This window comes from Brevibacillus sp. WF146 (assembly GCF_001673705.2).
Classification (GTDB): domain Bacteria; phylum Bacillota; class Bacilli; order Brevibacillales; family Brevibacillaceae; genus Brevibacillus; species Brevibacillus thermoruber.
This window is the reverse complement of the sequence record NZ_CP109943.1, coordinates 1,042,445-1,062,948: the sequence shown is the minus strand read 5'-3', so window position 1 is coordinate 1,062,948 and position 20,504 is coordinate 1,042,445. Positions and strand designations below refer to the sequence as shown.

Sequence of the window (20,504 nt, the reverse complement as noted above, 5' to 3'; positions counted from 1 at the left end):
TCACGCGCCGTACAACAGACAGCCGGCACGGATACCGGGATACCGAAACGGAATGACCCGCGCCAGTCATCGACGCGGGTGGAGATGTGTGCCGGAAGCCAATTGGCTTACGCGGTTTTCTTCAGCTTTTTGGCCGCCCAGTTGCCGAGCGATTGGATTGCCTGCACCAGGCAGATCAGAATGATGACCGTCATGATCATCACTTCGATATCCCACTGCTGATAGCCGTAGCGCAGCGCCAAATCACCCAGACCGCCCGCGCCAACCGCTCCCGCCATCGCCGTCGCCCCGATCAGGCCGATGGTCGCGATGGTCAGACACAAGACAATGCCCGGTCTGGCTTCGCGAATCATGATGCGGAAAATGATTTGCGAGCGGGAAGCGCCCATTGCCTGATACGCCTCAATCACGCCCCGGTCCACTTCGAGCAGCGCCGTTTCCATCAGGCGGGCGATATACGGCGTGGTATACACGATAAGCGGCACGATCGCGCCCTCAACCCCGATGGAGGTGCCGACGACAAACTCTGTGAACGGGATGATCGCCACCATCAAAATGATGAAGGGAAGCGAGCGAATCACGTTGATGATGACGTTGAGACTGTGATAGACCCACTTGTTGGGGGCAAGGTGATCCGGACGGGTAATGACCAGCAGCACCCCCAGCGGAATGCCCAGCAGTGTGGAGATGAACAAGGAGATCCCGACCATGATCACCGTTTCTTCAAAAGATTGATAAAACAGCGGCAGCAGTTCCACCAGTCGATCCATTATCTCCCCACCTCCTCTTGCGATACGACATCCACCCGGTACACGGACTCGCGCAGATAAGCGATTCCCTCCTGCACCGCTTTTTCTTCACCGGAAATATGCAGCAGCAGGATGCCGAGCGCGGTTCCTTTTATCGAGCTGATCGACCCGTACAGCAGGTTTGTCCTGACCGGATAGCGGGAGGCAAGCGTTCCCAGAACGGGATCGAGGGCCGCATCTCCGCGGAACGCGACGCGCAGGATGTACGCGCTGGGACCGGCGTTCTTGATTTTGGCCAGCATCTCTTTCGGGACCTGGTCATCAAAGACCGTCTTGATAAAGTTGCGCGTCGTCGGCTGCTGCGGATTGCTGAAGACATCCAATACCGTTCCCTGCTCGATGATGACCCCGTTTTCCATAATGGCCACGCGGTCGCAGATTTTTTTGATCACCTGCATCTCGTGGGTGATCAGCACAATCGTCAGGTTAAACTTTTGGTTGATGTCCAAAAGCAGGTCAAGAATCGACTCCGTGGTTTGCGGGTCAAGCGCCGAGGTCGCCTCGTCGCACAGCAGGATTTCCGGATCCATGGCAAGCGCCCGGGCTATCCCCACCCGCTGTTTCTGCCCGCCCGACAATTGGGAGGGGTAGGCGCTCGCCTTGTCTTCCAACCCTACCAGGCGCAGCAGTTCCTCCACTTTTTTTCGAATCTGCTCTTTCGGCACCCGATTCATCCTGAGAATTTCGGCGACGTTGTCAAAAACGTTGTACGACGACAGCAGGTTAAAGTGCTGAAAAATGACGCCGATCTTTTTGCGGGCGTGGCGCAGTTCCTTCTCGGACAGCTTCAGCATGTCCTGCCCGTTGACCACGACCGATCCGCTTGTCGGCTTTTCCAGCAGGTTGATCGTTCGGAGCAGGGTGCTTTTCCCTGCTCCGCTGAACCCGATCACGCCGAAAATTTCGCCTTTGTTGACGTGGAGCGTTACGCCTTTCAGTGCTTCCACCTGTTTGCTGCCAACCTTGTACGTCTTGTGAATATTCGTTAGCTGTATCATCTGCCCATGCTCCTCCCTGTTGGGACGTTTCCCTCCTTACCAAGAAGGGAGCACCGATCCGGAAAACTCTTCCTCGATGAACTTCTTGACTTCCTCCGAGCGGTAGATCTTGACCAGTTTTTGATAGACAGGGTTGTCCTTGTCCTTCTCGTTTACGGCGAGAATGTTGACGTACGGGGAGTCCGGCCCTTCGGCAAAAATCGCGTCTTTTTTCGGGTTGTACCCCGCTTCCATCGCAAAGTTGGTGTTGATGCTTGCCGCGTCCAGGCTTTTCAGCGTCCGGGCGAGCAGTGCCGCCTCCAGTTCTTTAAAGACCAGCTTTTTCGGGTTTTCGATGATGTCCTGCGGCGTTGCTTTGTTGCCGACGCCGTCTTTCAGCTTGATCAATCCCGCGGCCTGATAGAGCTGCAGGGCGCGCGCCCGGTTGGTCGGGTCGTTTTGGATGCCGACCGTGCCGCCTTCCGGGATGTCCTCCACCTTCTTGTACTTGGTGGAGTAAATCCCCATCGGGAAGGTGACGGTTTTGCCAATTTCGACAATATGAGTTTTGTGATCTTCGTTAAATTTCTCTAAAAACGGAATGGTTTGAAAGCTGTTTACGTCAATGTTTCCTTTATCCAGCGCCTGATTGGGAAGAACGTAGTCGTTGAACACGACGACTTCGATGTCCAATCCTTCTTTTTTGGCCACTTCCTTTACCTTGTTGAGGATTTGTTCGTGCGGGCCGGCGGTGACGCCCACTTTGATCGTTGTTTTTTCCCCAGCCGGTGCGGCCGAATTGTCCGACTTGTTTCCTCCGCAGGCGGAAAGCAGCGTGGCGATCACAAGCAGCATGATCAACAAGAAACGCGTTTTTTTCATGATGGTCTTCTCTCCTTTTCTCCGATGAAACGATGTATGAATGCATGATGGGAAAACAACGGCGTCGATGTGAACGCATCCTCTCCTTTCAATAAAAAAACCTCTTACAAAGAAGAGGTAAGGGCAGCAAGCCGCCTGCTGCGTAAATACCTCTCTTATCTTTCGGAATCGAACCTAGCGGAATCGATCCGTTGGATTTGGCACCACAAATGTTCGTTTAGGTTGCCGAGGCTTCACAGGGCCAGTCCCTCCACCTCTCTTCATAAGAGATCATCCTATCCAGTTGTAAGTGCAATTCCGATTTGATTAGTTGGATTATAACGTGTCCGCAGGTGTCTGTCAATGACTTTATCGTTTATTGTCGCTATGTATTGAAAATTGTCAAAACGAATCGAATCAGGTCGCAAAACGAACGAAAGAGGCGGAAAGCCGCCTCTCCTTGGTCCCCCGAGCGAGTCGCCGAAGCGATCCACGAACAGTCCTTGGCCGAATCGCTACGGTTGAAAGATCTTGTACTCCTGCATTTTGCGATAGAGCGTATTGCGGCTGATCTGAAGCATTCGGGCTGCCTTGCTGATATTCCAGCGGGCCAATCGAAGCGACTGCTCGATCGCCTCTTTTTCCAAAACCGGTAAGGAAGGAACCTTTTGTTGATGTTCCTCCTCCCGTTCTTCCGTTTCAAACTGAAGATGTTCGGGACCGATCGAATTCCCTTCCGCCAAGAAGACCGCCTGGTTTAACACGCTGTACAGCTCCCGTACGTTTCCCGGCCACGAATAGGCACGCAGCTTTGTCTGTGCTTCCGCGGAAAGTGTGATCGCAGCAGAGCCGCTCATCGTCCGGAGAAGATGTTCCGCCAGCTCAATCACATCGCTCCGCTTGCGAAGCGGCGGCAGGGTTATCTGAATTCCTTTCAATCGGTAGTAGAGGTCGGCCCGGAATCGATTCGCCTTGATCTCTTCCCGCAGGTCCTTGTTTGTTGCCGCGATGATGCGGACATCGACCGGTTTGCTTTTCACACTGCCCACCGGGGTAACCACTTTCTCCTGCAGGACGCGGAGCAGCGCCGCCTGGGCACGGAGGGACATGTCGCCGATCTCGTCCAAAAACAGCGTTCCCTGATGCGCCGCTTCGATTTTCCCGATATTCCCCTCGGCTTTCGCTCCCGTGAAGGCACCTCCCTCGTATCCGAACAGTTCGCTTTCGATGATCGTTTCCGGAATGGCGCTGCAGTTGACGGCAATAAACGGATGCCGCGCTCGCAAACTGGCGGAATGAATGGATTGGGCAAACAGTTCTTTGCCCGTTCCCGTTTCGCCCAAGAGAAGAACGGACAGATCCGTTTCCGCCACTTTTTGTGCCAGCGCCTTGGCGCTCTGCAGACTGGGACAAGAGCCCGCTATCCGCTCAAATGTGTGCAGCGGCTGTCTGGCCGCATCCTTCGTGAGCACCGCAACAGACCGCCAGATTTTGCGCGTATGGTCCACGATGGATTCGATTACGAACCCCTTTTTCTCTCGGAATTCCTTGCCCACGCAATCCTTTCCCAGTATGCGCCGTGCCGCTTGATTCGCACGAATGATGCGGTTGTCGCCGTCGAGGGTCAGAAGCGGGGTATGAAGCCGATTGGACGTGTGTTCCAGTTCCTTCAGGGTGATGAGGTGTTCGTGCTTGACCTCTTCCAGCAGAAGGCGGTTTTGCACGGATTCCGCAATGAACTGCACAAGCGAGGAGAGAAAGGGATGGAATTGGTCCCTCGTCGCACTGATGTTGATCGCCCCTGCCAGTTCACCGGCGGGCGTAAACAGGGGGGACGCGGCGCACGTGAGAAACCGGTTCTGAACAAAGAAGTGCTGTTCGCCGTGAATACGCACGGACATTTTCTCCTCCAGGGCGACTCCCATCGCGTTTGTCCCCTTCTTTTTCTCATGCCAATTCGCCCCTACGCGCAGGTGCAGCTTTTTGGCCTGGCTGTCAAAGTCGGGATCGCTTCGTGTATGGAGCACGACTCCCTGGCGATCGACCAGCAGCGCGATTTGGCCGCTTTTCCTGAGAGAGGGGGTCAACTTCTCAAACACGGCGGCCACGTGGCAAAGCAAAGCGTGATTCTCCTGCAGCAATTCGTGTACCTGTCGGTCGGGAAGGAGCTCATCCTCGACGGCATCCATCGGTGTGAATCCAAACGAATAGCATCGTTTCCACGAACGCTGTATCATTTGCTGCTCTTCCAGAGGCGTAAGAGATGACAACAGGATCACCTCCAAACAAGCAATGGGATGGTGCACACCCAGTATATCACAAAATATTTGTATATTTGCTCAATATTTGCGCAGTTTGTTGTTTCAAAGTGGAGCAGTTCACCATCCCCCTCTGCGAAAGCGCTGTCACGATCGGCGATCTGGGTCTGGCATGCCTTTTGCTTTACATGTCCTGCGCAATCCCATTCATGATAAGTAAGGAGGAATTGGCATGGCAAGCAACCGGGGAGTCGTCTACATGGGACCAGGCAAGGTAGAGGTGCAGGACATTTCGTTTCCGGATTTGGTACTGCGGGACGGGCCGGGGGTGAATCCGCTGAACGTCGGCCGCAAATGTGACCACGGCGTGATCCTGAAGGTGGTGACGACAAACATTTGCGGAAGCGACCAACACATGGTGCGCGGCCGCACCACGGCGCCCCCCGGACTCGTCCTGGGCCACGAAATTACGGGAGAGGTGATCGAGGTCGGACGCGATGTGGAATTCATCAAAAAAGGCGACCTCGTTTCCGTGCCGTTCAACATTGCCTGCGGACGTTGCCGGAACTGCAAGGAACAAAATACCCATGTCTGCCTGAACGTGAACCCGGATCGTCCCGGATCTGCCTACGGGTATGTCGACATGGGCGGCTGGGTAGGCGGTCAATCGGAATACGTCATGGTTCCCTATGCAGACTTTCAACTGCTGGCATTCCCCGACAAGGATCAGGCGATGGAAAAAATCCTCGATCTGACCATGCTGTCGGATATTTTCCCGACAGGGTACCACGGTGCCGTCAGTGCCGGCGTGCGTCCCGGCTCTACCGTCTACGTCGCCGGAGCAGGGCCGGTTGGGCTTGCCGCTGCCCATTCCGCCCAACTGTTGGGCGCATCCGTCGTCATTGTCGGCGACTTGAATCCCGCCCGGCTGGAACAGGCGAGAAGCTTTGGATGCGAAACCATCAACCTGAGTGAACACGACAACCTGGGAGAACAAATTGAACACATTCTGGGCGTTCCCGAAGTGGATTGCGCGATCGACTGCGTTGGTTTTGAAGCGCACGGTCACGGTCGCGACCATTCCGAGGCACCCGCCACCGTGCTCAACTCCATTATGGAAATTACCAGAGCCGCAGGCCGACTCGGCATCCCGGGGCTGTACGTGACGGGTGATCCTGGCGCCGTGGACGAGGAGGCCAAGGTGGGGACATTGAAAATTCGCATCGGCCTGGGCTGGGCAAAAGCCCATACCTTTGTCACCGGACAGACGCCGGTCATGAGATACCACCGCGAGTTGATGATGGCCATCCTCCATGGCAAGGCGCAGATCGCCAAAGCGGTCAATGCCACCAAAATTTCGCTGGACGAAGCCCCGAAAGCCTACAGCGACTTTGATAAAGGGGCGGCGAGAAAATACGTGATTGATCCCCATGGCTTGGTCAAGTAACGCCCTCCGCCTGCGTGAGGCTGTCCCCGGCGGGGATTCCATCGGTTGCAGGAATGGTGCGAAGGAAAGGTGGTGTGACCATGGAGCATCCACCTGCTTTATGGAGGCGGAGTCTCGCTGAGTTTGTCGGTACGGCCCTGCTGGTGCTCATCGGCCCGGGCAGTGCCGCCTTTCACGGAATCCTGTCGGCAAAGGCGAATCACCCCACCACGTTGGCCGATATCGGCGTCATCAGCCTGGCTTTTGCCATCATCGTCACCGCGATGATCTACACCTTTGGAAACGTATCCGGGTGCCACATCAATCCGGCGGTGACCATCGGATTGGCGGCGGCGGGACGCTTTTCCTGGAGGGACGTCCCCGCCTACGTGACGGCGCAGTGTGCGGGAGGAATCGCGGGCGCCCTATTGATCCTGGTCGTGCTGGGCACGGACGGAGCCGTCATCGGAAATCTCGGCGCCACCGTCCTTTCGCCGACCACCGGATACGTGCAGGGCATTGCCATCGAAGCGCTGGAGACCTTTATTCTGATGCTTGTCATAATGGGAGTGGCCGTCGATTCGCGGGCGCCCCACGGATTCGCGGGACTGGTCATCGGCCTGACGGTTGGCGGCATCATCATGATGACGGCCGGACCGACGGGTTCCTCCTTCAATCCGGCCCGAACCTTCGGCCCTTACGTGGTGGACAGTTTGGCAGGCGGAACCGTGGACTGGAGCCATTTTCCCGTCTATGTGATCGGTCCCCTGCTCGGCGCCGTCCTGGCTGCCTTCACCTATGAGGCGATTTCTGCGCCTGCGCGCGGTGCCGCTTCCGGGAGAACCACAGATACAGGCAGGTAACAGGTGAGCAGAAAAAGTCTCTGGCTTCCCCCATTGTTTATCAAAGAAGAAGGGCTGTCTCGTCGCAGACAGCCCTTTTTCCATGCTTCCATCCCACGCGAAAGGCTGCTTTTTCCGCGGGCCGCGCAGGCGTAAGGGATTGACTGCCAGCACCCTATTTTGGATCCCGGAACCGTAGGCGGAGGACAGCGGCAAGATCAACCTGCGTATGCCATCATCACTGCACCGGCCGTTTGCAGTTGAGACGGAATGGGAAGGCCACAGAAAAGGGAGGCAGACTGCGGCCTGCAGCACCAGAACCCATAAGCAATCAGACAATTTTTCCCCCTTTACAACCAAAGCCAAACATAAGGATGATTGGTCTAATAAGTGTCAGGGAGTGGAAACGGAATAGAGGTTGTTTCCTTAGTAAAAAAGCGCATGAAAGGAGGGAAACGGAATGGATGCTGTTACCTTAGTAAAAAAAGCGCAGCAGGGCGATGAAACGGCTTACCTTGCATTGTTTCAACAATACGAAGAAATGATGTACAGGATCGCTTTTGTCTATGTGAAAAATCAAGAAGATGCCCTCGATATTGTTCAAGAGGCGGCTTATCGCTCCTTCAAGTCAATCAAGACATTACGGGAACCCCGATACTTTAAAACATGGGTAACGAAAATTACCATGAGCTGTTCGATCAACTTGCTTCAGAAACGAAAGAAAGTCGTTCCATTGAAGCCGGAACAATTGGATTTTTTTCATTCAATGGATGAGGATCTTCCTCTTTCCATCACATTAAAAGATGTGCTTGAAAAATTAGATGTGAATGAAAAAAGTGTGGTCTTGCTGAGGTTTTATCAAGACTACACGTTGAAGGATATCGCTCAGATGTTAGAACTCCCCTTGGGTACAACCAAAACCATTTTGTATAGAGCCTTGGAAAAACTTCGTGGAATTTTAAGGGAGGAGGAGCGTTCATGAAAAGAAGCACCCTGAAAGAGGAAATGGAAAAAATTGAGATTCCGCCAGATCTTCATCACAGAAGTAAAATGGGTATCCAACAAGCGAAATTAGAAGAGCGACATAGCGAGAGGATCATTGGGAAGAAACGCGTATGGGGCGGAATCGTTTCGGCTGCCGTTTTGGTGTCTGCCATTATTGCTTTGAACGATTCCAGTCTGGCTTCATCTGTACGTGGATATTTCAGGGATATCGTCAACTGGAAGAACGAGGTGGTAGACACACAATATTCCCAAGCTACGGATGAAATTAAGGTCGAGGCGAATTCAGCCACTGTACAATCTGAAACGATTATTGTGCCAGTAACGGTTACCCTACAAGACATTACGAAACCGCCTTACAGTACGATAGAGGTTCTTACTTTCGGCGATTTCGAGGTTGTGGGAAGTTCAGGAGAGTCTTTGACCAACAACCAAATTACCGTCCAGGCTGCATCAGACAACCGTTATGAATTTGATATAAAAGATCGTGACAAACTTCTTTCCGAAGTAAAAAGTCCGAAAGCGAATGAAAGAGTGTTTCAGGCAAACCTTCTCCTTGATGCTGGCTTCTTCAATAACAATGAGCGTTTTACGTTGAAGATCCGTTCATTCTTCGGACAGAAAAAAGCTGACTCGCCTTTAAAAATAGAAGGGGATTGGAAGGTTGCTGTTTCTGTGAAGCGTTCCTAACTGCTGCTTCTGTCCTTTGTTTCAAAACAATTCATGTCCCATTGGGGTCTTACCCTCTCAAGTAAACAGACTCTGGGCTCGGTATTAAACCGGGCTCAGGTAGTCCCCATGGAAAATCCCCTCCAAGGTAACAGGAAGGGAGTTTATCCTTTACTGTCTACATAGAAGGGGTTTATTGAGATGGGGATGTTTTTGACAATCCCTAAATGAAGCTAATCAAGGCCGTCGTTAGGCCGGGTGATAATGATCGTACGGGTGTGATGTGTCCTAACGTCGGGCCCCGTCCAGGTGTAAAACCGGCCGGCAAAGGTGAACGCTTCTCAGTGAAACGAACAACACGAGTTGTTAAAACGCAATAAAAATGAAAAACAAGACTAGAACATACCCCGGAAACATCGAAAGTTGTATACTGTGTTTTTTACTGTTAATGAAATGGGCCCAGTAAAAGGATATTGATCCCAAAACAGCTGTGTAAAAAAACATGTCGATTGGGTTTCTATGCAACACAAATTTATGAATCAAATACGAATACATTGCACCTGTTAACGCAAAGATAATGGTTCCAATAATGCGGCTATTTATTTTGGACGCAAATGTATATACTAATTCTCCGATTAAGCACCCAGCGTAACAAACCGGAAGTAAATAAAATGACAGCATAAACGCAATAAACTTATGGACTCCCTCTTCACGAAAAGATTCAACAGGTACAATACTAACGATATATACAATGGCACTGATGAGATAAACGACACCTGATGAAGCAAAAAAACGTACGATTCTCATAAACACCCCCATATCATCAGTGGTAATCTTATGTTTTTTACATGATTGAATACTTGAGGAGAAATTTTCCATGGACAACTTTGTACACAATTTTTATTTAGGGTTACAAGGAGTCTTTATTGTATATATTCTCTTTTCCCTATATTTCTCTATAATTAAAAACGAGGGATTACGTGCCTTCTTTGACTGGAAGTTAATAAGTATTAACTTAGCGGTAGCCGTAATAATTGCTGCTATTTCAACTTTGGTTATATAAGACTACGGGGGGATGATCCCCCTTTTTCTTTTCCCATGCTTCCAGCAACTTGATGTCGTCCGGGTGTGATCGATCCCATTCGATGTACTCTTCCCGGGCCAATGCGGCCAGCACCTCCAACACGCCGCTGCGGCTGCGGCCGGTTTTCACGCACAACTCATCCACTGTCGGCGTGCGCCGGCGCCCAACTGAGAAATTGGCAATGATGTGCAGAACTTTCCGTTCAATATCCTGCAGCATGACGTTTCACCACTGGGGCAACGGCAAGGATGTTGTCAACGGAGAATACACGGAACGCCCTACGTGCAAAGCAGTAGGCTTTCACCCGGCCGCTGCTGATCTCATGTATCCGGACTGTTCGCTTCGACGTTCGGCCGTGGCGATCCAAATAGATGATCTCGACAAGCTGACCTCTGCTCATATAGCGTTTTAAGTTCCCGAGCATATTCGTTCCCCTCTGCAATACGAACACGAGGCGAACATGTAAAAAATAAAGACACCTGGAGAGGGGGTTGACTCATAAAAAAACTCCGACCATCTAAAGATGATCGGAGAAGTAGTACGTGAATGATGTTATTATAATTACTGACAATTGGAATTTCCTTAGATTATTGATGGTAAGTGAGTAAAGAATATCCTCAATTGGTGCTTGAATGAAAAAAAGGAGACAGTCTCCTGCACAATTTGACTGCCTCAATTCATTACCCCAAGAACATTTCGTAGAGGACTTACCTCTTCACCCTGTTTATCGGATGGAGAGGATTATACATTCATGCATAAATTATGGAAATTGGTCTGACCACCTGCCGCCACATGACGAAGTGCTCGCTACGGTCGCTCTTCTGGCCCATTATGGTGATGCCGGCGCGCCGCAGCTCCTTGGCGGCTTCTCTCTCCTTGGTGAACGCTGCTTTGCCGAGTAGACGAAGATACGCCCCATACACGATCAGAAAGGTATCTGACGACACCACCAAGGGAAGGTCGTCCTGCACGTACTTTACGGCCTGACGATCTCAAACAACGTATGCAAGAAGAAAACGAACGAGAAGAGACCATTCGTCAACAACTGCAGGTTGAGACCTTATTTGAGAAACAGCAACCAAAACTCTCCCCCAATGAGGTCATAGAAGTAGCCAAAAGTCTGAAAGAGAACTGGTCCTTTCTTGAGCCGGATCACAAAAAAATGATCATGCAAACCCTCTTCTCGGAGATTACCATAGACGTCACTGGAGAGGCAGTTGGAGGTCCAGGTCGAAGAGCCCCAGCTGAGATTATTTCACTGAAAACGAACTGAAGAGGCGGATTTCCGCCTCTTCTTCATTCCAGTTAATCCCAAGCGAAACGTTGTTCGCGCCACGGGTCGCCGTACATGTGATACCCGTTCTTCTCCCAGAACCCCTGCTTGTCTTTTTCCAAAAACTCGACGCCGCGCACCCACTTGGCGCTCTTCCAGAAGTACAGGTGCGGGATGACGAAGCGGAGCGGCCAGCCGTGTTCCGGGGTGAGATCCTGTCCGTTGTGCTTGAAGGCAAACAGGTTGCCCGGCTTGAGGAAGTCGTCCAGCGGCATGTTGGCCGTCCAGCCGAATTCGGCGTGCAGCATCACGTATTTGGCCTCCGGCTTCACCTTGACCAGCTTCACGATTTCTTCCACGGGAATGCCTTCCCAGACGTTGTCCAGCTTGCTCCAGCCAGTGACGCAGTGAATGTCGTTGGTCACCTGCGCTTTGGGCAGGGCCATGATCTGCTCATAGGTAAGCGTCACTTCCTGCTCCACCAGGCCGAAAATGCGAAAGCTCCACTGGGTCGCCAAATCGGTGTACTCCGGCACATCGCCGTAGTGCAGGACGGGAAAGCCGGTCGTCACTTTCTGATTGGGAGGCACGCGGTCATGCCTGGTTTCCAGGGTCTTGTTGGTAAACATGGGGCTTCACTCCTTTGTCCGACAGGCGTGATCGATTCCCGGGCGCAAACGCCGTCCCGCGTAGTATGTGCGGAGAGCGGCCAGCCATACGGGAACGACTCGTTGTAGGTATACCACCTTCTTACCATATCCCGCAGGTCGCTGCAAGAAAAACACCCCCGCCAATGTGCGGGGGGACGTCCCTCGCGAATACGGGACAACAACCCGCACGCAGTCCGCTGCCGGACGGCTGCGTCCGCCGGTCTATTTTTTCCCCACGCGCAGGAGGGCGTGATCCACCTTGATGCACAGGTCCATGATGACCTCGATGCCGTGCTGTTTCGCCAGCGCGGCCGCCTCTTCGCTGACGATCCCCTGCTGCAGCCAGAGGGCCTTGGGTTTCAGTTTGACCGCTTCCTCGGCGACCGGCGGCACGTCCTCGCTGCGGCGAAACACGTTGACAATGTCAACCGGCTCGTCGATCTCGCTCAGGGAAGCGACCGCTTTTTCGCCCAGCACTGTCTCGCCGGCAATCGTCGGGTTGACCGGAATGATGCGGTAGCCCGCGTTTTGCATGGCGGCCGCGACCATGTAGCTGGTGCGCTCCGGCTTGTTGGAAAGGCCGACCACCGCGATGGTTTTCGCCTCCTCCAGCAGTTGGCGGCGGCGTTCGTCACTCGGATTGTGGAACATGGCTTGACAACTCCTTTACGCATTGGATTGGCTGCGGTTCAGCACAAATTGGGCAAGCGTGCGGACCATGACGCCGGTTCCGCCCGCCGGCTGCATGTCGCCCGCGCTGCCGGTGTACGCCGTGCCGGCAATGTCCAGGTGGACCCACGGGGTATCACCCGCGAACTCCCGCAAAAAGGCTCCGCCGATGATGCAGTGGCCGTAACGGCCGCCCGAGTTTTTCAGATCGGCATAGCGGCTTTTGTTCAACTCGCGATACTCCTCAAACATCGGCAGCTGCCAGAGGCGTTCCCCGGCCTGCTCGGCCGCGGACAGCAGTTCGCCGACGAGCGCCTCGTCGTTGGTCATCGCGCCGGAGCAGTAGTGGCCCAGGGCGACGACGATCCCGCCGGTCAGGGTGGCGGCGTCCACCAGGCAGGAGACGCCCTGTTCCTTGGCGTAGGTGATGCAGTCGGCCAGGACCATCCGTCCCTCGGCGTCGGTCGTGATGATTTCCACCGTCTTGCCGCTCATCGTGGTAATCACGTCCCCCGGCTTGTAGGCCGTTCCCGACGGCATGTTTTCCACGCAGCCGATGACCGCGAGCACGTTCGCCCGGGGCTTGAGCTGGCCCAGCGCTTCCAACGCCCCGATCACGGCAGCCGCTCCGCCCATGTCGGACTTCATGTCTTCCATGCCGGCAACCGACTTGATGGAAATGCCGCCGGTATCAAAGGTGACGCCTTTGCCGATCAGGCCGATCACGTCCTCCCAGGTCTCTGTTCCCTGGTATTTCACCGCGACGACGTACGGCTCTTCCGCGCTGCCCCTGGCGACGGCCAGCACGCCGCCCATGCCCATTTCCTCCAGCTTATCTTTTGTCAGCACCTCGTACGCCATACCGTAGCGTTCGGCCACGGCCACCGCCGCGTCTTTCAGGGCGCGCGGCGTCAGGTAATTGCCCGGTTCGTTGACCAGCGTCCGCGCCAAGTTGGTTCCCTGCGCCAGCGCTTCGCCGCGCATCACGCCCAGCATGGCGCTGGCCGCTTCCTCGTCGCTGCCGACGAGAAGCTGCACCGTCCCCAGCGGCTCCGTCTCCCGCTTCGGCTTTTGCCGATAGCCTTCGTAGTGATACGCCGCCAGGCAAAACGCCTCCGTCACCGCCTGCGCGAAGCGGCCGGTCGACAGCTTCCGCCCGCCGCGCAGATCCACGGCCACGGTTTTGCCGCTGCCTTTGCCTCCCACCGTCTTGGCGGCCCGCCCCCAGGCGGCGCGGATGGAGACGAAGTCGGCCTTCTCCCGGTCACCCATGCCGATGACGATCAGCTTTTTGGCCACAAGCCGGCCCATCGTGTGAACGACGGCCACCGCCTTGGCCTCCCCGCTGATTTCCTTGTCCCGCTGCAGCGCGGCCAGCCCGCCTGCAAACCGTTGATCCAGATCCGGATACACCTGCGCCAGCTCCTCCTCTTTCCACAGCGGGATCACCAGCTCATCGCACGGAACGGTCCACCATTCGCTCCGTTTTTCTACCGTGACGTTCATATACCCTTCCTTCTTTCTCTATGATAGGATAAAACTACGGGCACATGCATGCCTCAGCGTGTGCCCAGACTCAGATGCAGGGAAGGAAACGGGATGGCTTTCGCTTCCGTGTACGGAATGGCGTCCGCCTGTGGCAGCGCGGCCGTGCAGTCGTCGAGAAAACGGAGAATGGCGTCGACATCGAGATCCCAGTGGCGCGGACCGTATCTGGCCAGATATTTGCGGGCGTTGGCAAACATCAGGCGCGCACCCTTGACGTTGCCGCCGGAGAAGTGATACAGCCCGACCGCCATCTGCAGCAGTCCCTGGAGAAACTTGTTCGATTTGTCTTCCATCCAGATTTCCTCAAGCAGGTCGTGGCACTCGTAGTACTCGCCGGCGTTGAACTTTTCGATAAACCGTATGTACTGCTCGGGGTATCGCATGGTCAACCGCCACCGTCCTTCCGCTTTCCATCGTAACACAGATTGCCCGGTCTCGAAATCCTGACGAAAACTTTACGGATGAGCGAAACGCCGTTCTGTTACAATAAACGCAGACGCAGCAGAAAGGAATGGATCTTTCTATGGCAGCAATACTCGACAACTTTCCGTTATGGGCGGCTCTGATTGCCATAGGAATTGCCCAGTTGATCAAAATCCCGCTTCACTACATCGCCACCCGGACCTGGCAGTGGTCGCTGATGTTCAGCACAGGCGGCATGCCCAGCTCCCATTCGTCCGCAGTGACCGCTCTCTCGACGGCCGTGGGCATCCGGGAAGGGTTCAGCAGCAGCATGTTCGCCATCTCCGCCATTATCGGGGTCATCGTCATGTTCGACGCGGCCGGTGTCCGCCGCCACGCCGGCATGCAGGCAGTCGTGCTGAACAAGCTGGTGGACGAATTCAACCACCTGCTGGAGGGGATGAAGACCTTCAAGGTGCGTCCCAACCAGGAAAAGGCCCAAAAGCTGAAAGAACTGCTCGGCCACCAGCCGATCGAGGTATTCATCGGCGGATGGCTGGGTGTCATGATCGCGCTGATCACACATAGGTTGATGTAGGGCGGCAGGAGACCGCCGGAGTTGTCCCGCACCGGAAACGGAGCCGGGCAGCGCCGTTTCGGGGAGGGAGAGCATGCGCATCGTTTCCATTTGTCCGAGCAATACGGAAATCCTCTATTATCTGGGACTGGGCGATCAGGTGGTCGGTCTGGACGACCACTCCGACTGGCCGGGCGAATGGCAGCACCTGCCGCGCGTCGGACCCGATCTGTCCATCGACATGGAGAAAGTGGAGGCGCTGCGGCCCGATCTGGTCGTCGCCTCGCTCAGCGTTCCGGGCATGGAAAAAAACGTAGAGGAACTCGCCGCCCGGCGGATTCCCCATCTCGTGCTGAATCCGTCGCGGATCGCCGACATCCCCCAGGACATCCGGCTGGTGGGCGAGGCCACCGGTACGGAACAGGCCGCCGAACGGCTGGCCCAGCAATTTGCCGAAAGAGTGGAAACCATCCGTCAGGCGGCAGCGCGGAGGGGCACCCGGCCAAAGCTCTACTGGGAATGGTGGCCCAATCCGATCTACACCCCCGGACGAGACAACTGGCTTACGGACGTAAGCGAGATCGCCGGTGGCGTCAACGTGTTCGCCGACTTTCCCTGCGCCAATGTCAAAGCGACCCGCGACATGGTGCGGGAGCGGAATCCCGATCACATCTGCGTCGTCTGGTGCGGCATCGAGCTGCGCCGGATCAAACCGGGGATGATCACCGACCGGCCCGAGTGGCGGGAGATGGACGCCATCCGCCGCGGGCGCGTCCATCTGCTGGAAGAAGGACTCTACTGCCGCCCGTCGCCCCGCATCCTGGACGGGTTGGAGCACCTGGTCAAGCTGCTGCACCCGGACGACGTCACCTGAGAGCGTGTTTCCCCTGTACACAAGCAAAGGATTTGCCGCCGGCATCAACACCGGGGCAAATCCTTTTGTGTGTTCCCATCCCGCTAAAGTCAGTGGATGGGGTCGGCCATTGCCGCGATTCCTTTTTCGTTCAGTCGGGTCATCATCGCTTCCGTCACCTTGCCGTCGCCGCGGCGGATGACGTACACGTCCAGGGCTTTTTTGCCCCACTGCTTGAACACATCCTGCTTGGTTTCAAAATAGAGGTCGATCTTGTGGCCGCGAATGGCCCCTCCTTTGTCCGCCACCACGCCGTAGCCGTAACCGGGTATGTACAGGACCGTTCCCAGCGGAAACACGCGCAGGTCGGCGGCAATGGTGGAGTATTCATCCCGGCGAACCCTCACGCCCGAGTATGTAATGCCGTAAGACGGATGGGACGGATGTTTGCCCGTCGATTCATACCCGGCGTAATACCCCGTCGCCACGACGCGAACCTTGGGATACTGCTCCAGCATCCGTTCGTTCTTGTCGGTCATCGGGAGGAAGGAGCTGGTGGAAACCGTCCGTTTCTTGACGACCTGCCTGCCATCCCTCGTCTCCGTGACGCCGAATGCGGTCTGGACGGAGCGATCCCCCATCACATTGTAGCCCAATCCGTCGGTCGCGAAGCCGGTCAGTACGGTAACGCCCAAGACGATCATACTCACCAATCGCTTACCATTCATTCTGTAAAAAACCTCCTCTCGGTTCTAGTCTTGTCCCGAAGAGAAGGAAACTATACACAAAATGACCCCATTACAAAAATATTCTGGATCTTGCGGCACAAAAAAGCCGCCCCGTGCCGGAAGGCGGAAGCTCCTGTCGCCGAGAAGGTTGTGCAGCCTGAACAGAAAAAGGCAGACCCCGCAAAAGGCCCGCCCGAACCGTCGTTAAAACATCCGATACCCTTTTTTCCGCAGCGTTTGGATCGTCCAGCCGCTGACCACCGTGCCCGCCATGCCGCATCCCAGGATGATCGCGTCCCAGGGGCCGGGAACGATTTTTTTGTACAACAGCGCCCCGACCACCACGCCGATGACGAGCACCACCGGCAGCCAGGTCGTCCGCAAAATCATGTTTATGATAAAACCGATGCCAAAACCGAGCACGGCAAACAGCACAATGGACACTACAAATTGCAGCAAACTCATCGCCCGTTCAATCCTCCAGCCTTCTGGACGTATCGGCATTCGCGTCCAAACCACGTCCGTTTCCGCTTTTTAGTGTAGCCCAATCCCCGGGGGAGGTCAATCGCAAAAGCGGCACCGCCCTGTGCAGGCCCAAACAAAAGAGCCGACGTTCGTCGGCTTTCGGCTACGCTTTGACGGGAGAAGCGGCCGTCATCGGTTCGGAATGAGTCCCGGTGCCGTCACAGCCCGGACAGTTCTCGGTGCCGCCCAGCAGCAGTTGGAAATACCCCTGCCCCTTGCAGTACGGGCATTGTTCTTGTTCGGTTCTCATGGTGACCTCTCCTTTCCCATCCACTTTGGGAAATAAATTGTATTTTCTGATTTTTTGGATGTGTCTTACTATAACAAAGAATCCGCAGGCACGACAACGGGAAAATCACTCGGAAAACGGAAAAAAACCGGGATGTAAGCGGCTGCATCCCGGTTTTTCTGTCTATTTCTCACGCTTACATAGTCCATCCAGAAGACCACCACAAAAACCCCCGGTATTTCGCCGGGGGCATTCGTGCATGTCTGTCCTGCTTTCCCAAACCGCCTGCGTTTCGCCGGCCCTTTTCTTCGCGCTACTCGTCGTCTGCGTCGAGCAGGCCGTTGTCGATCATGTAGCGGAGGTTCTCCCGGTCCCGCTCCCGCCCTTTTTCTTTCAGGCGTTCGATCGCGGGCAGGATCAGGATGTCGACTTCGCGCTGCACGTGCTGGGCCAGGTCGTAGCGACCCTGTTCCTCCAGGTAGGCGCCTACCTCCATCAGCGCGTTGTAGCGCTCCAGCTCATCCCTCGTCAGCAATCCTCTGACCTGAATACTGGCGTGACGCATGGCTGCCTCTTACAACCGCACTTTTTTCATGGCCAGACCGACCCCGCCGATCTTCCACAGGTAGCGGAGGTCGCTCGCCTTCTTCATCAGGGCGGCGGTGCTGCCGAACAGCTTTTTCGAGCCGACCATGCCGATGCCTTCACCTTTGCCGAGCGATGCCAGGGTGCCCTGCAGCGCCGGAACGAACGGCTGCATCACTTCGCCGCGAATCAGGGCCACCAGGTTGTCGCCCAGGTTTTCCCCTTCCTGTACGGCGATCTGGGCGGTCGGCGGATACGGACGGCCCTCGGCGTTAAAGATCAGGGCGCAGTCGCCGACGACAAACACGTTTTCGTAGCCTGGCGCGCGCAGGTACTCGTCTACTTTCACGCGGCCGCGCATGACTTCGAAGCCGGATTTCTCCACGATGCTGTTGCCGCGCACACCCGCCGCCCAAACGACGGTTTTCGACTTGATCTCTTCGCCGGTAGCCAGCAGGACGCCATCTGCGGTGCACTCCTTGATCGGCGTGCCGATCTTGAACTCGACGCCTTTGCGGCCCAGGACGTCCATCGCGTAGCTGACCAGCTCCGGATCAAAGCCCGGCAGAGCGGTCGGCGCCGCTTCGATGCAGTAGATTTTCACCAGTTCCGGATCGACGTCAAACTCCCGGCACAGCTCCGGAACACGGTCGGCCAGCTCGCCGCAGAACTCGATGCCGGTGAAGCCGGCTCCGCCCACCACGAAGGTGAGGTAATCGGTGCGCTCCGGCTCGTTTTTGTACTTTGCGAACATGTACTCGATGTGCTCGCGGATCTGACGCACGGCGTTGATGCTGCGGATGCTGAACGCGTATTCTTTCAAGCCTTGGATGCCGAACGTTTCCGGCTCGCTGCCCAGACCGATCACCAGGTAGTCATAGCTGAGCACTTCGCCGTTTTCCAGCGTGACGGTTTGTTCGTCCGGCTGGATGGACTGAACGGTGCCTTTTACAAAGTTCACCTTGTTCATGTCGATGATCTGATCCAGGCTGACGCGGGCGTGGTCGGCGGAAGCGGTGCCGGCAGCCGGCTCGTGCAGCCAGGTGGTGATGTAGTGGTAGTTGTGCTTGTTGACCAGCGTGATTTCCGCTTCGTTGTAGTTCAGCTTTTTCTGCAGCTTCAGCGTGGTCAGCAGGCCTCCGTATCCGGCGCCGAGGATGAGAATTTTGGGTGTGCTCATGGTATCCCTTCCATTCGTGTTATGATAGGCATTCCCTGGAAGTTTGTGCGAAATTTCACGTGATTGGATACGCTTAAGATGCCCTGAACGACCGCTCCTGTATAAACGGAATAATTGCCCTGCCAGATCCGGTGCTCCAATCTGTGAAAAAAAGCACAATCCAGGAAACAAAAAATTTTGTCAAATTCGTTACATTCACACTCATATTAAAAGGAGTCGACAAGATTTTCAAGTCATTTTTGCCCATCTCCCCGTTTTTTCTCTTCTTTTTTTCGTTTACAGGTATGGGTATAATAGGAAAGGATGCTTTCAGAATATTTCGGAGGTGCTTGAGATTGAACCTTCTGCAAAAGGACGAGCAGGTGTATGACATTACCATTATCGGAGGCGGCCCTGCCGGCTTGTTCACCGCGTTTTACGGCGGGATGCGCCAGGTTAGCGTAAAGATTATCGAAAGCATGCCGCAGCTTGGCGGACAGCTTTCTGCCCTGTACCCGGAAAAATACATATACGATGTGGCCGGGTTTCCGAAAGTGCTGGCCCAGGACCTGATCAACCATTTGAAAGAACAGGTCTCCCGGTTTCAACCGACCGTCTGCCTGGAGGAAAAGGTGGAAAACGTCGAGAAGAAACCGAACGACATTTTTGAAATCACCACCGACAAAGGCATTCACTACTCGCGCGCCGTCATCATCACCGCCGGCGTGGGCGCGTTTGAGCCCCGCAAACTGGAACATCCTGACGCCGCCAAGTACGAAAAAGCCAACCTGCACTATTTCGTCACCGATCTGAACTCCTTCAAGGGACAGCGCGTAGCCGTCATCGGCGGCGGCGACTCCGCCGTGGACTGGGCGCTGATGCTCGAACCGATTGCCAAGGAAGTCACTCTCATCCACCGCCGCGACAAGTTCCGCGCTCACGAACACAGTGTCGAAATGCTGATGGCCTCCAGCGTCAACGTCACCACGCCGTATGAAATCGCCGCCCTGCACGGCGACGAACGCATCGAACGACTCACGATCGTCAACAACGTCACCAAAGAAGAGCGCGACCTGGAAGTGGACGCGGTCATCGTCAACTTTGGCTTCATCTCGTCTTTGGGACCGATCAAGAACTGGGGACTGGAACTGGAAAAAGGGGGCATCCTCGTCAACTCCCGCATGGAGACCAACATTCCGGGGATCTACGCGGCCGGCGACATCGCCACCTATCCGGGCAAGGTCAAACTGATCGCCGTCGGCTTCGGCGAAGCGCCTACCGCTGTCAACAACGCGGTCGCCTACATCAATCCGGATGCGAAACTGCAGCCCGGCCACTCCTCCAGCATGGACAATTTCAAGTCGTAACCGTTCGCAGC

General features: G+C 55.2%; 23 protein-coding genes and 1 riboswitch. Of the genes, 8 read left to right on the top strand and 15 right to left on the bottom strand.

The annotated features are described in order from the left end of the window. Positions 1 to 107 precede the first annotated feature (107 nt). The 4 genes from A6764_RS05170 to A6764_RS05155 form a co-directional block, all read right to left on the bottom strand. Positions 108 to 770 (bottom strand): methionine ABC transporter permease, encoded by a 663-nt coding sequence (locus A6764_RS05170; protein WP_029098429.1) that lies wholly within the window; start codon positions 768 to 770, stop codon positions 108 to 110. Continuing rightward, the gene (locus tag A6764_RS05165; protein WP_035299586.1) at positions 770 to 1,807 is read right to left on the bottom strand and encodes a methionine ABC transporter ATP-binding protein; all 1,038 of its coding nucleotides are present in this window, start codon (positions 1,805 to 1,807) and stop codon (positions 770 to 772) included. Before A6764_RS05165 ends, A6764_RS05170 begins: the two co-directional genes overlap by 1 nt. A 36-nt stretch (positions 1,808 to 1,843) precedes the next feature. Continuing rightward, positions 1,844 to 2,668 carry a MetQ/NlpA family ABC transporter substrate-binding protein gene (locus tag A6764_RS05160; protein ID WP_029098427.1) on the bottom strand — a complete coding sequence of 275 codons (825 nt, stop codon included), beginning with the start codon at positions 2,666 to 2,668 and terminating at the stop codon, positions 1,844 to 1,846. Between the two features lie 152 nt (positions 2,669 to 2,820). Then, positions 2,821 to 2,937, bottom strand: a riboswitch (SAM riboswitch). A 225-nt stretch (positions 2,938 to 3,162) separates the two neighbouring features. Next, positions 3,163 to 4,884 (bottom strand): sigma-54-dependent Fis family transcriptional regulator, encoded by a 1,722-nt coding sequence (locus A6764_RS05155; RefSeq protein ID WP_065067171.1) that lies wholly within the window; start codon positions 4,882 to 4,884, stop codon positions 3,163 to 3,165. A 253-nt stretch (positions 4,885 to 5,137) separates the two neighbouring features. Here A6764_RS05155 and fdhA point away from each other — a divergent pair, with 253 nt between their 5' ends. The 4 genes from fdhA to A6764_RS05135 all read left to right on the top strand — a co-directional run bounded on the left by fdhA (position 5,138) and on the right by A6764_RS05135 (position 8,865). After that, entirely contained in the window at positions 5,138 to 6,352 is a 1,215-nt protein-coding gene (fdhA, locus tag A6764_RS05150) for a formaldehyde dehydrogenase, glutathione-independent (RefSeq protein WP_029098425.1), read from the top strand. A gap of 80 nt (positions 6,353 to 6,432) precedes the next feature. Then, positions 6,433 to 7,194, top strand: coding sequence for an MIP/aquaporin family protein (locus A6764_RS05145; RefSeq protein WP_065067172.1), 762 nt, complete (start codon positions 6,433 to 6,435; stop codon positions 7,192 to 7,194). 439 nt (positions 7,195 to 7,633) lie between these two features. Beyond that, on the top strand, positions 7,634 to 8,155 hold the full coding sequence (locus A6764_RS05140; protein ID WP_065067173.1) for a sigma-70 family RNA polymerase sigma factor: 522 nt from the start codon (positions 7,634 to 7,636) through the stop codon (positions 8,153 to 8,155). Continuing rightward, a complete protein-coding gene (locus tag A6764_RS05135) occupies positions 8,152 to 8,865 on the top strand; it encodes a hypothetical protein (RefSeq protein WP_065067174.1) in 714 nt (237 codons plus the stop codon). Before A6764_RS05140 ends, A6764_RS05135 begins: the two co-directional genes overlap by 4 nt. A 1,024-nt stretch (positions 8,866 to 9,889) precedes the next feature. Here A6764_RS05135 and A6764_RS05130 read toward each other — a convergent pair. Further along, entirely contained in the window at positions 9,890 to 10,147 is a 258-nt protein-coding gene (locus A6764_RS05130; protein ID WP_065067177.1) for a LexA family transcriptional regulator, read from the bottom strand. Between the two features lie 530 nt (positions 10,148 to 10,677). Further along, the gene (locus A6764_RS05120) at positions 10,678 to 10,881 is read right to left on the bottom strand and encodes a hypothetical protein (RefSeq protein ID WP_065067178.1); all 204 of its coding nucleotides are present in this window, start codon (positions 10,879 to 10,881) and stop codon (positions 10,678 to 10,680) included. 50 nt (positions 10,882 to 10,931) lie between these two features. On the opposite strand from A6764_RS05120, the gene A6764_RS05115 reads away from it, so the two are divergent. Further along, entirely contained in the window at positions 10,932 to 11,201 is a 270-nt protein-coding gene (locus tag A6764_RS05115) for a hypothetical protein (RefSeq protein WP_044900436.1), read from the top strand. Positions 11,202 to 11,233: 32 nt separating this feature from the next. On the opposite strand, the gene A6764_RS05110 is transcribed toward A6764_RS05115, so the two are convergent. From A6764_RS05110 to A6764_RS05095, 4 genes are all read right to left on the bottom strand, one after another. Continuing rightward, positions 11,234 to 11,830: a sulfite oxidase-like oxidoreductase gene (locus tag A6764_RS05110; protein ID WP_029098419.1), complete on the bottom strand. Its 597-nt coding sequence runs from the start codon at positions 11,828 to 11,830 to the stop codon at positions 11,234 to 11,236. Between the two features lie 243 nt (positions 11,831 to 12,073). After that, positions 12,074 to 12,502, bottom strand: coding sequence for a CoA-binding protein (locus tag A6764_RS05105; protein ID WP_065067179.1), 429 nt, complete (start codon positions 12,500 to 12,502; stop codon positions 12,074 to 12,076). Between the two features lie 15 nt (positions 12,503 to 12,517). Continuing rightward, the gene (locus tag A6764_RS05100; RefSeq protein WP_065067180.1) at positions 12,518 to 14,026 is read right to left on the bottom strand and encodes a leucyl aminopeptidase; all 1,509 of its coding nucleotides are present in this window, start codon (positions 14,024 to 14,026) and stop codon (positions 12,518 to 12,520) included. 53 nt (positions 14,027 to 14,079) lie between these two features. Next, entirely contained in the window at positions 14,080 to 14,451 is a 372-nt protein-coding gene (locus A6764_RS05095; protein ID WP_065067181.1) for a DUF309 domain-containing protein, read from the bottom strand. 140 nt (positions 14,452 to 14,591) lie between these two features. On the opposite strand from A6764_RS05095, the gene A6764_RS05090 reads away from it, so the two are divergent. After that, positions 14,592 to 15,068, top strand: coding sequence for a divergent PAP2 family protein (locus tag A6764_RS05090; RefSeq protein WP_029098415.1), 477 nt, complete (start codon positions 14,592 to 14,594; stop codon positions 15,066 to 15,068). Between the two features lie 73 nt (positions 15,069 to 15,141). Then, positions 15,142 to 15,921 (top strand): cobalamin-binding protein, encoded by a 780-nt coding sequence (locus A6764_RS05085; protein ID WP_065067182.1) that lies wholly within the window; start codon positions 15,142 to 15,144, stop codon positions 15,919 to 15,921. An 89-nt stretch (positions 15,922 to 16,010) separates the two neighbouring features. Here the strand turns inward: A6764_RS05085 and A6764_RS05080 are convergent, their stop codons facing one another. The 5 genes from A6764_RS05080 to A6764_RS05060 all read right to left on the bottom strand — a co-directional run bounded on the left by A6764_RS05080 (position 16,011) and on the right by A6764_RS05060 (position 19,147). Continuing rightward, a complete protein-coding gene (locus A6764_RS05080) occupies positions 16,011 to 16,628 on the bottom strand; it encodes a 3D domain-containing protein (RefSeq protein WP_029098413.1) in 618 nt (205 codons plus the stop codon). Positions 16,629 to 16,832: 204 nt separating this feature from the next. Further along, positions 16,833 to 17,093, bottom strand: a complete 261-nt coding sequence (locus A6764_RS05075) for a YuiB family protein (RefSeq protein WP_029098412.1) — start codon at positions 17,091 to 17,093, stop codon at positions 16,833 to 16,835. Positions 17,094 to 17,256: 163 nt separating this feature from the next. Beyond that, complete coding sequence (locus tag A6764_RS05070; RefSeq protein WP_160297170.1) at positions 17,257 to 17,403, bottom strand: YuiA family protein; 147 nt, start codon at positions 17,401 to 17,403, stop codon at positions 17,257 to 17,259. Positions 17,404 to 17,695: 292 nt separating this feature from the next. Continuing rightward, positions 17,696 to 17,947, bottom strand: a complete 252-nt coding sequence (locus A6764_RS05065; RefSeq protein WP_029098410.1) for a hypothetical protein — start codon at positions 17,945 to 17,947, stop codon at positions 17,696 to 17,698. A gap of 9 nt (positions 17,948 to 17,956) precedes the next feature. Beyond that, positions 17,957 to 19,147, bottom strand: a complete 1,191-nt coding sequence (locus A6764_RS05060; protein WP_029098409.1) for an NAD(P)/FAD-dependent oxidoreductase — start codon at positions 19,145 to 19,147, stop codon at positions 17,957 to 17,959. Positions 19,148 to 19,482: 335 nt separating this feature from the next. Here A6764_RS05060 and A6764_RS05055 point away from each other — a divergent pair, with 335 nt between their 5' ends. Then, the gene (locus A6764_RS05055; RefSeq protein ID WP_065067183.1) at positions 19,483 to 20,493 is read left to right on the top strand and encodes an NAD(P)/FAD-dependent oxidoreductase; all 1,011 of its coding nucleotides are present in this window, start codon (positions 19,483 to 19,485) and stop codon (positions 20,491 to 20,493) included. Positions 20,494 to 20,504: the final 11 nt, after the last annotated feature.

Bases quoted from the DNA above. Each gene is read 5' to 3' on its own strand.
- A6764_RS05080 (WP_029098413.1), bottom strand. From the start codon at position 16,628: ATGAATGGTAAGCGATTGGTGAGTATGATCGTCTTGGGCGTTACCGTA.
- A6764_RS05085 (WP_065067182.1), top strand. From the start codon at position 15,142: ATGCGCATCGTTTCCATTTGTCCGAGCAATACGGAAATCCTCTATTAT.
- A6764_RS05140 (WP_065067173.1), top strand. From the start codon at position 7,634: ATGGATGCTGTTACCTTAGTAAAAAAAGCGCAGCAGGGCGATGAAACG.
- A6764_RS05165 (WP_035299586.1), bottom strand. From the start codon at position 1,807: ATGATACAGCTAACGAATATTCACAAGACGTACAAGGTTGGCAGCAAA.
- A6764_RS05070 (WP_160297170.1), bottom strand. From the start codon at position 17,403: ATGAGAACCGAACAAGAACAATGCCCGTACTGCAAGGGGCAGGGGTAT.
- A6764_RS05160 (WP_029098427.1), bottom strand. From the start codon at position 2,668: ATGAAAAAAACGCGTTTCTTGTTGATCATGCTGCTTGTGATCGCCACG.
- A6764_RS05105 (WP_065067179.1), bottom strand. From the start codon at position 12,502: ATGTTCCACAATCCGAGTGACGAACGCCGCCGCCAACTGCTGGAGGAG.
- A6764_RS05100 (WP_065067180.1), bottom strand. From the start codon at position 14,026: ATGAACGTCACGGTAGAAAAACGGAGCGAATGGTGGACCGTTCCGTGC.
- A6764_RS05065 (WP_029098410.1), bottom strand. From the start codon at position 17,947: ATGCGTCACGCCAGTATTCAGGTCAGAGGATTGCTGACGAGGGATGAG.
- fdhA (WP_029098425.1), top strand. From the start codon at position 5,138: ATGGCAAGCAACCGGGGAGTCGTCTACATGGGACCAGGCAAGGTAGAG.
- A6764_RS05075 (WP_029098412.1), bottom strand. From the start codon at position 17,093: ATGAGTTTGCTGCAATTTGTAGTGTCCATTGTGCTGTTTGCCGTGCTC.
- A6764_RS05135 (WP_065067174.1), top strand. From the start codon at position 8,152: ATGAAAAGAAGCACCCTGAAAGAGGAAATGGAAAAAATTGAGATTCCG.
- A6764_RS05145 (WP_065067172.1), top strand. From the start codon at position 6,433: ATGGAGCATCCACCTGCTTTATGGAGGCGGAGTCTCGCTGAGTTTGTC.
- A6764_RS05115 (WP_044900436.1), top strand. From the start codon at position 10,932: ATGCAAGAAGAAAACGAACGAGAAGAGACCATTCGTCAACAACTGCAG.
- A6764_RS05060 (WP_029098409.1), bottom strand. From the start codon at position 19,147: ATGAGCACACCCAAAATTCTCATCCTCGGCGCCGGATACGGAGGCCTG.
- A6764_RS05110 (WP_029098419.1), bottom strand. From the start codon at position 11,830: ATGTTTACCAACAAGACCCTGGAAACCAGGCATGACCGCGTGCCTCCC.
- A6764_RS05090 (WP_029098415.1), top strand. From the start codon at position 14,592: ATGGCAGCAATACTCGACAACTTTCCGTTATGGGCGGCTCTGATTGCC.
- A6764_RS05170 (WP_029098429.1), bottom strand. From the start codon at position 770: ATGGATCGACTGGTGGAACTGCTGCCGCTGTTTTATCAATCTTTTGAA.
- A6764_RS05095 (WP_065067181.1), bottom strand. From the start codon at position 14,451: ATGCGATACCCCGAGCAGTACATACGGTTTATCGAAAAGTTCAACGCC.
- A6764_RS05130 (WP_065067177.1), bottom strand. From the start codon at position 10,147: ATGCTGCAGGATATTGAACGGAAAGTTCTGCACATCATTGCCAATTTC.
- A6764_RS05155 (WP_065067171.1), bottom strand. From the start codon at position 4,884: ATGATACAGCGTTCGTGGAAACGATGCTATTCGTTTGGATTCACACCG.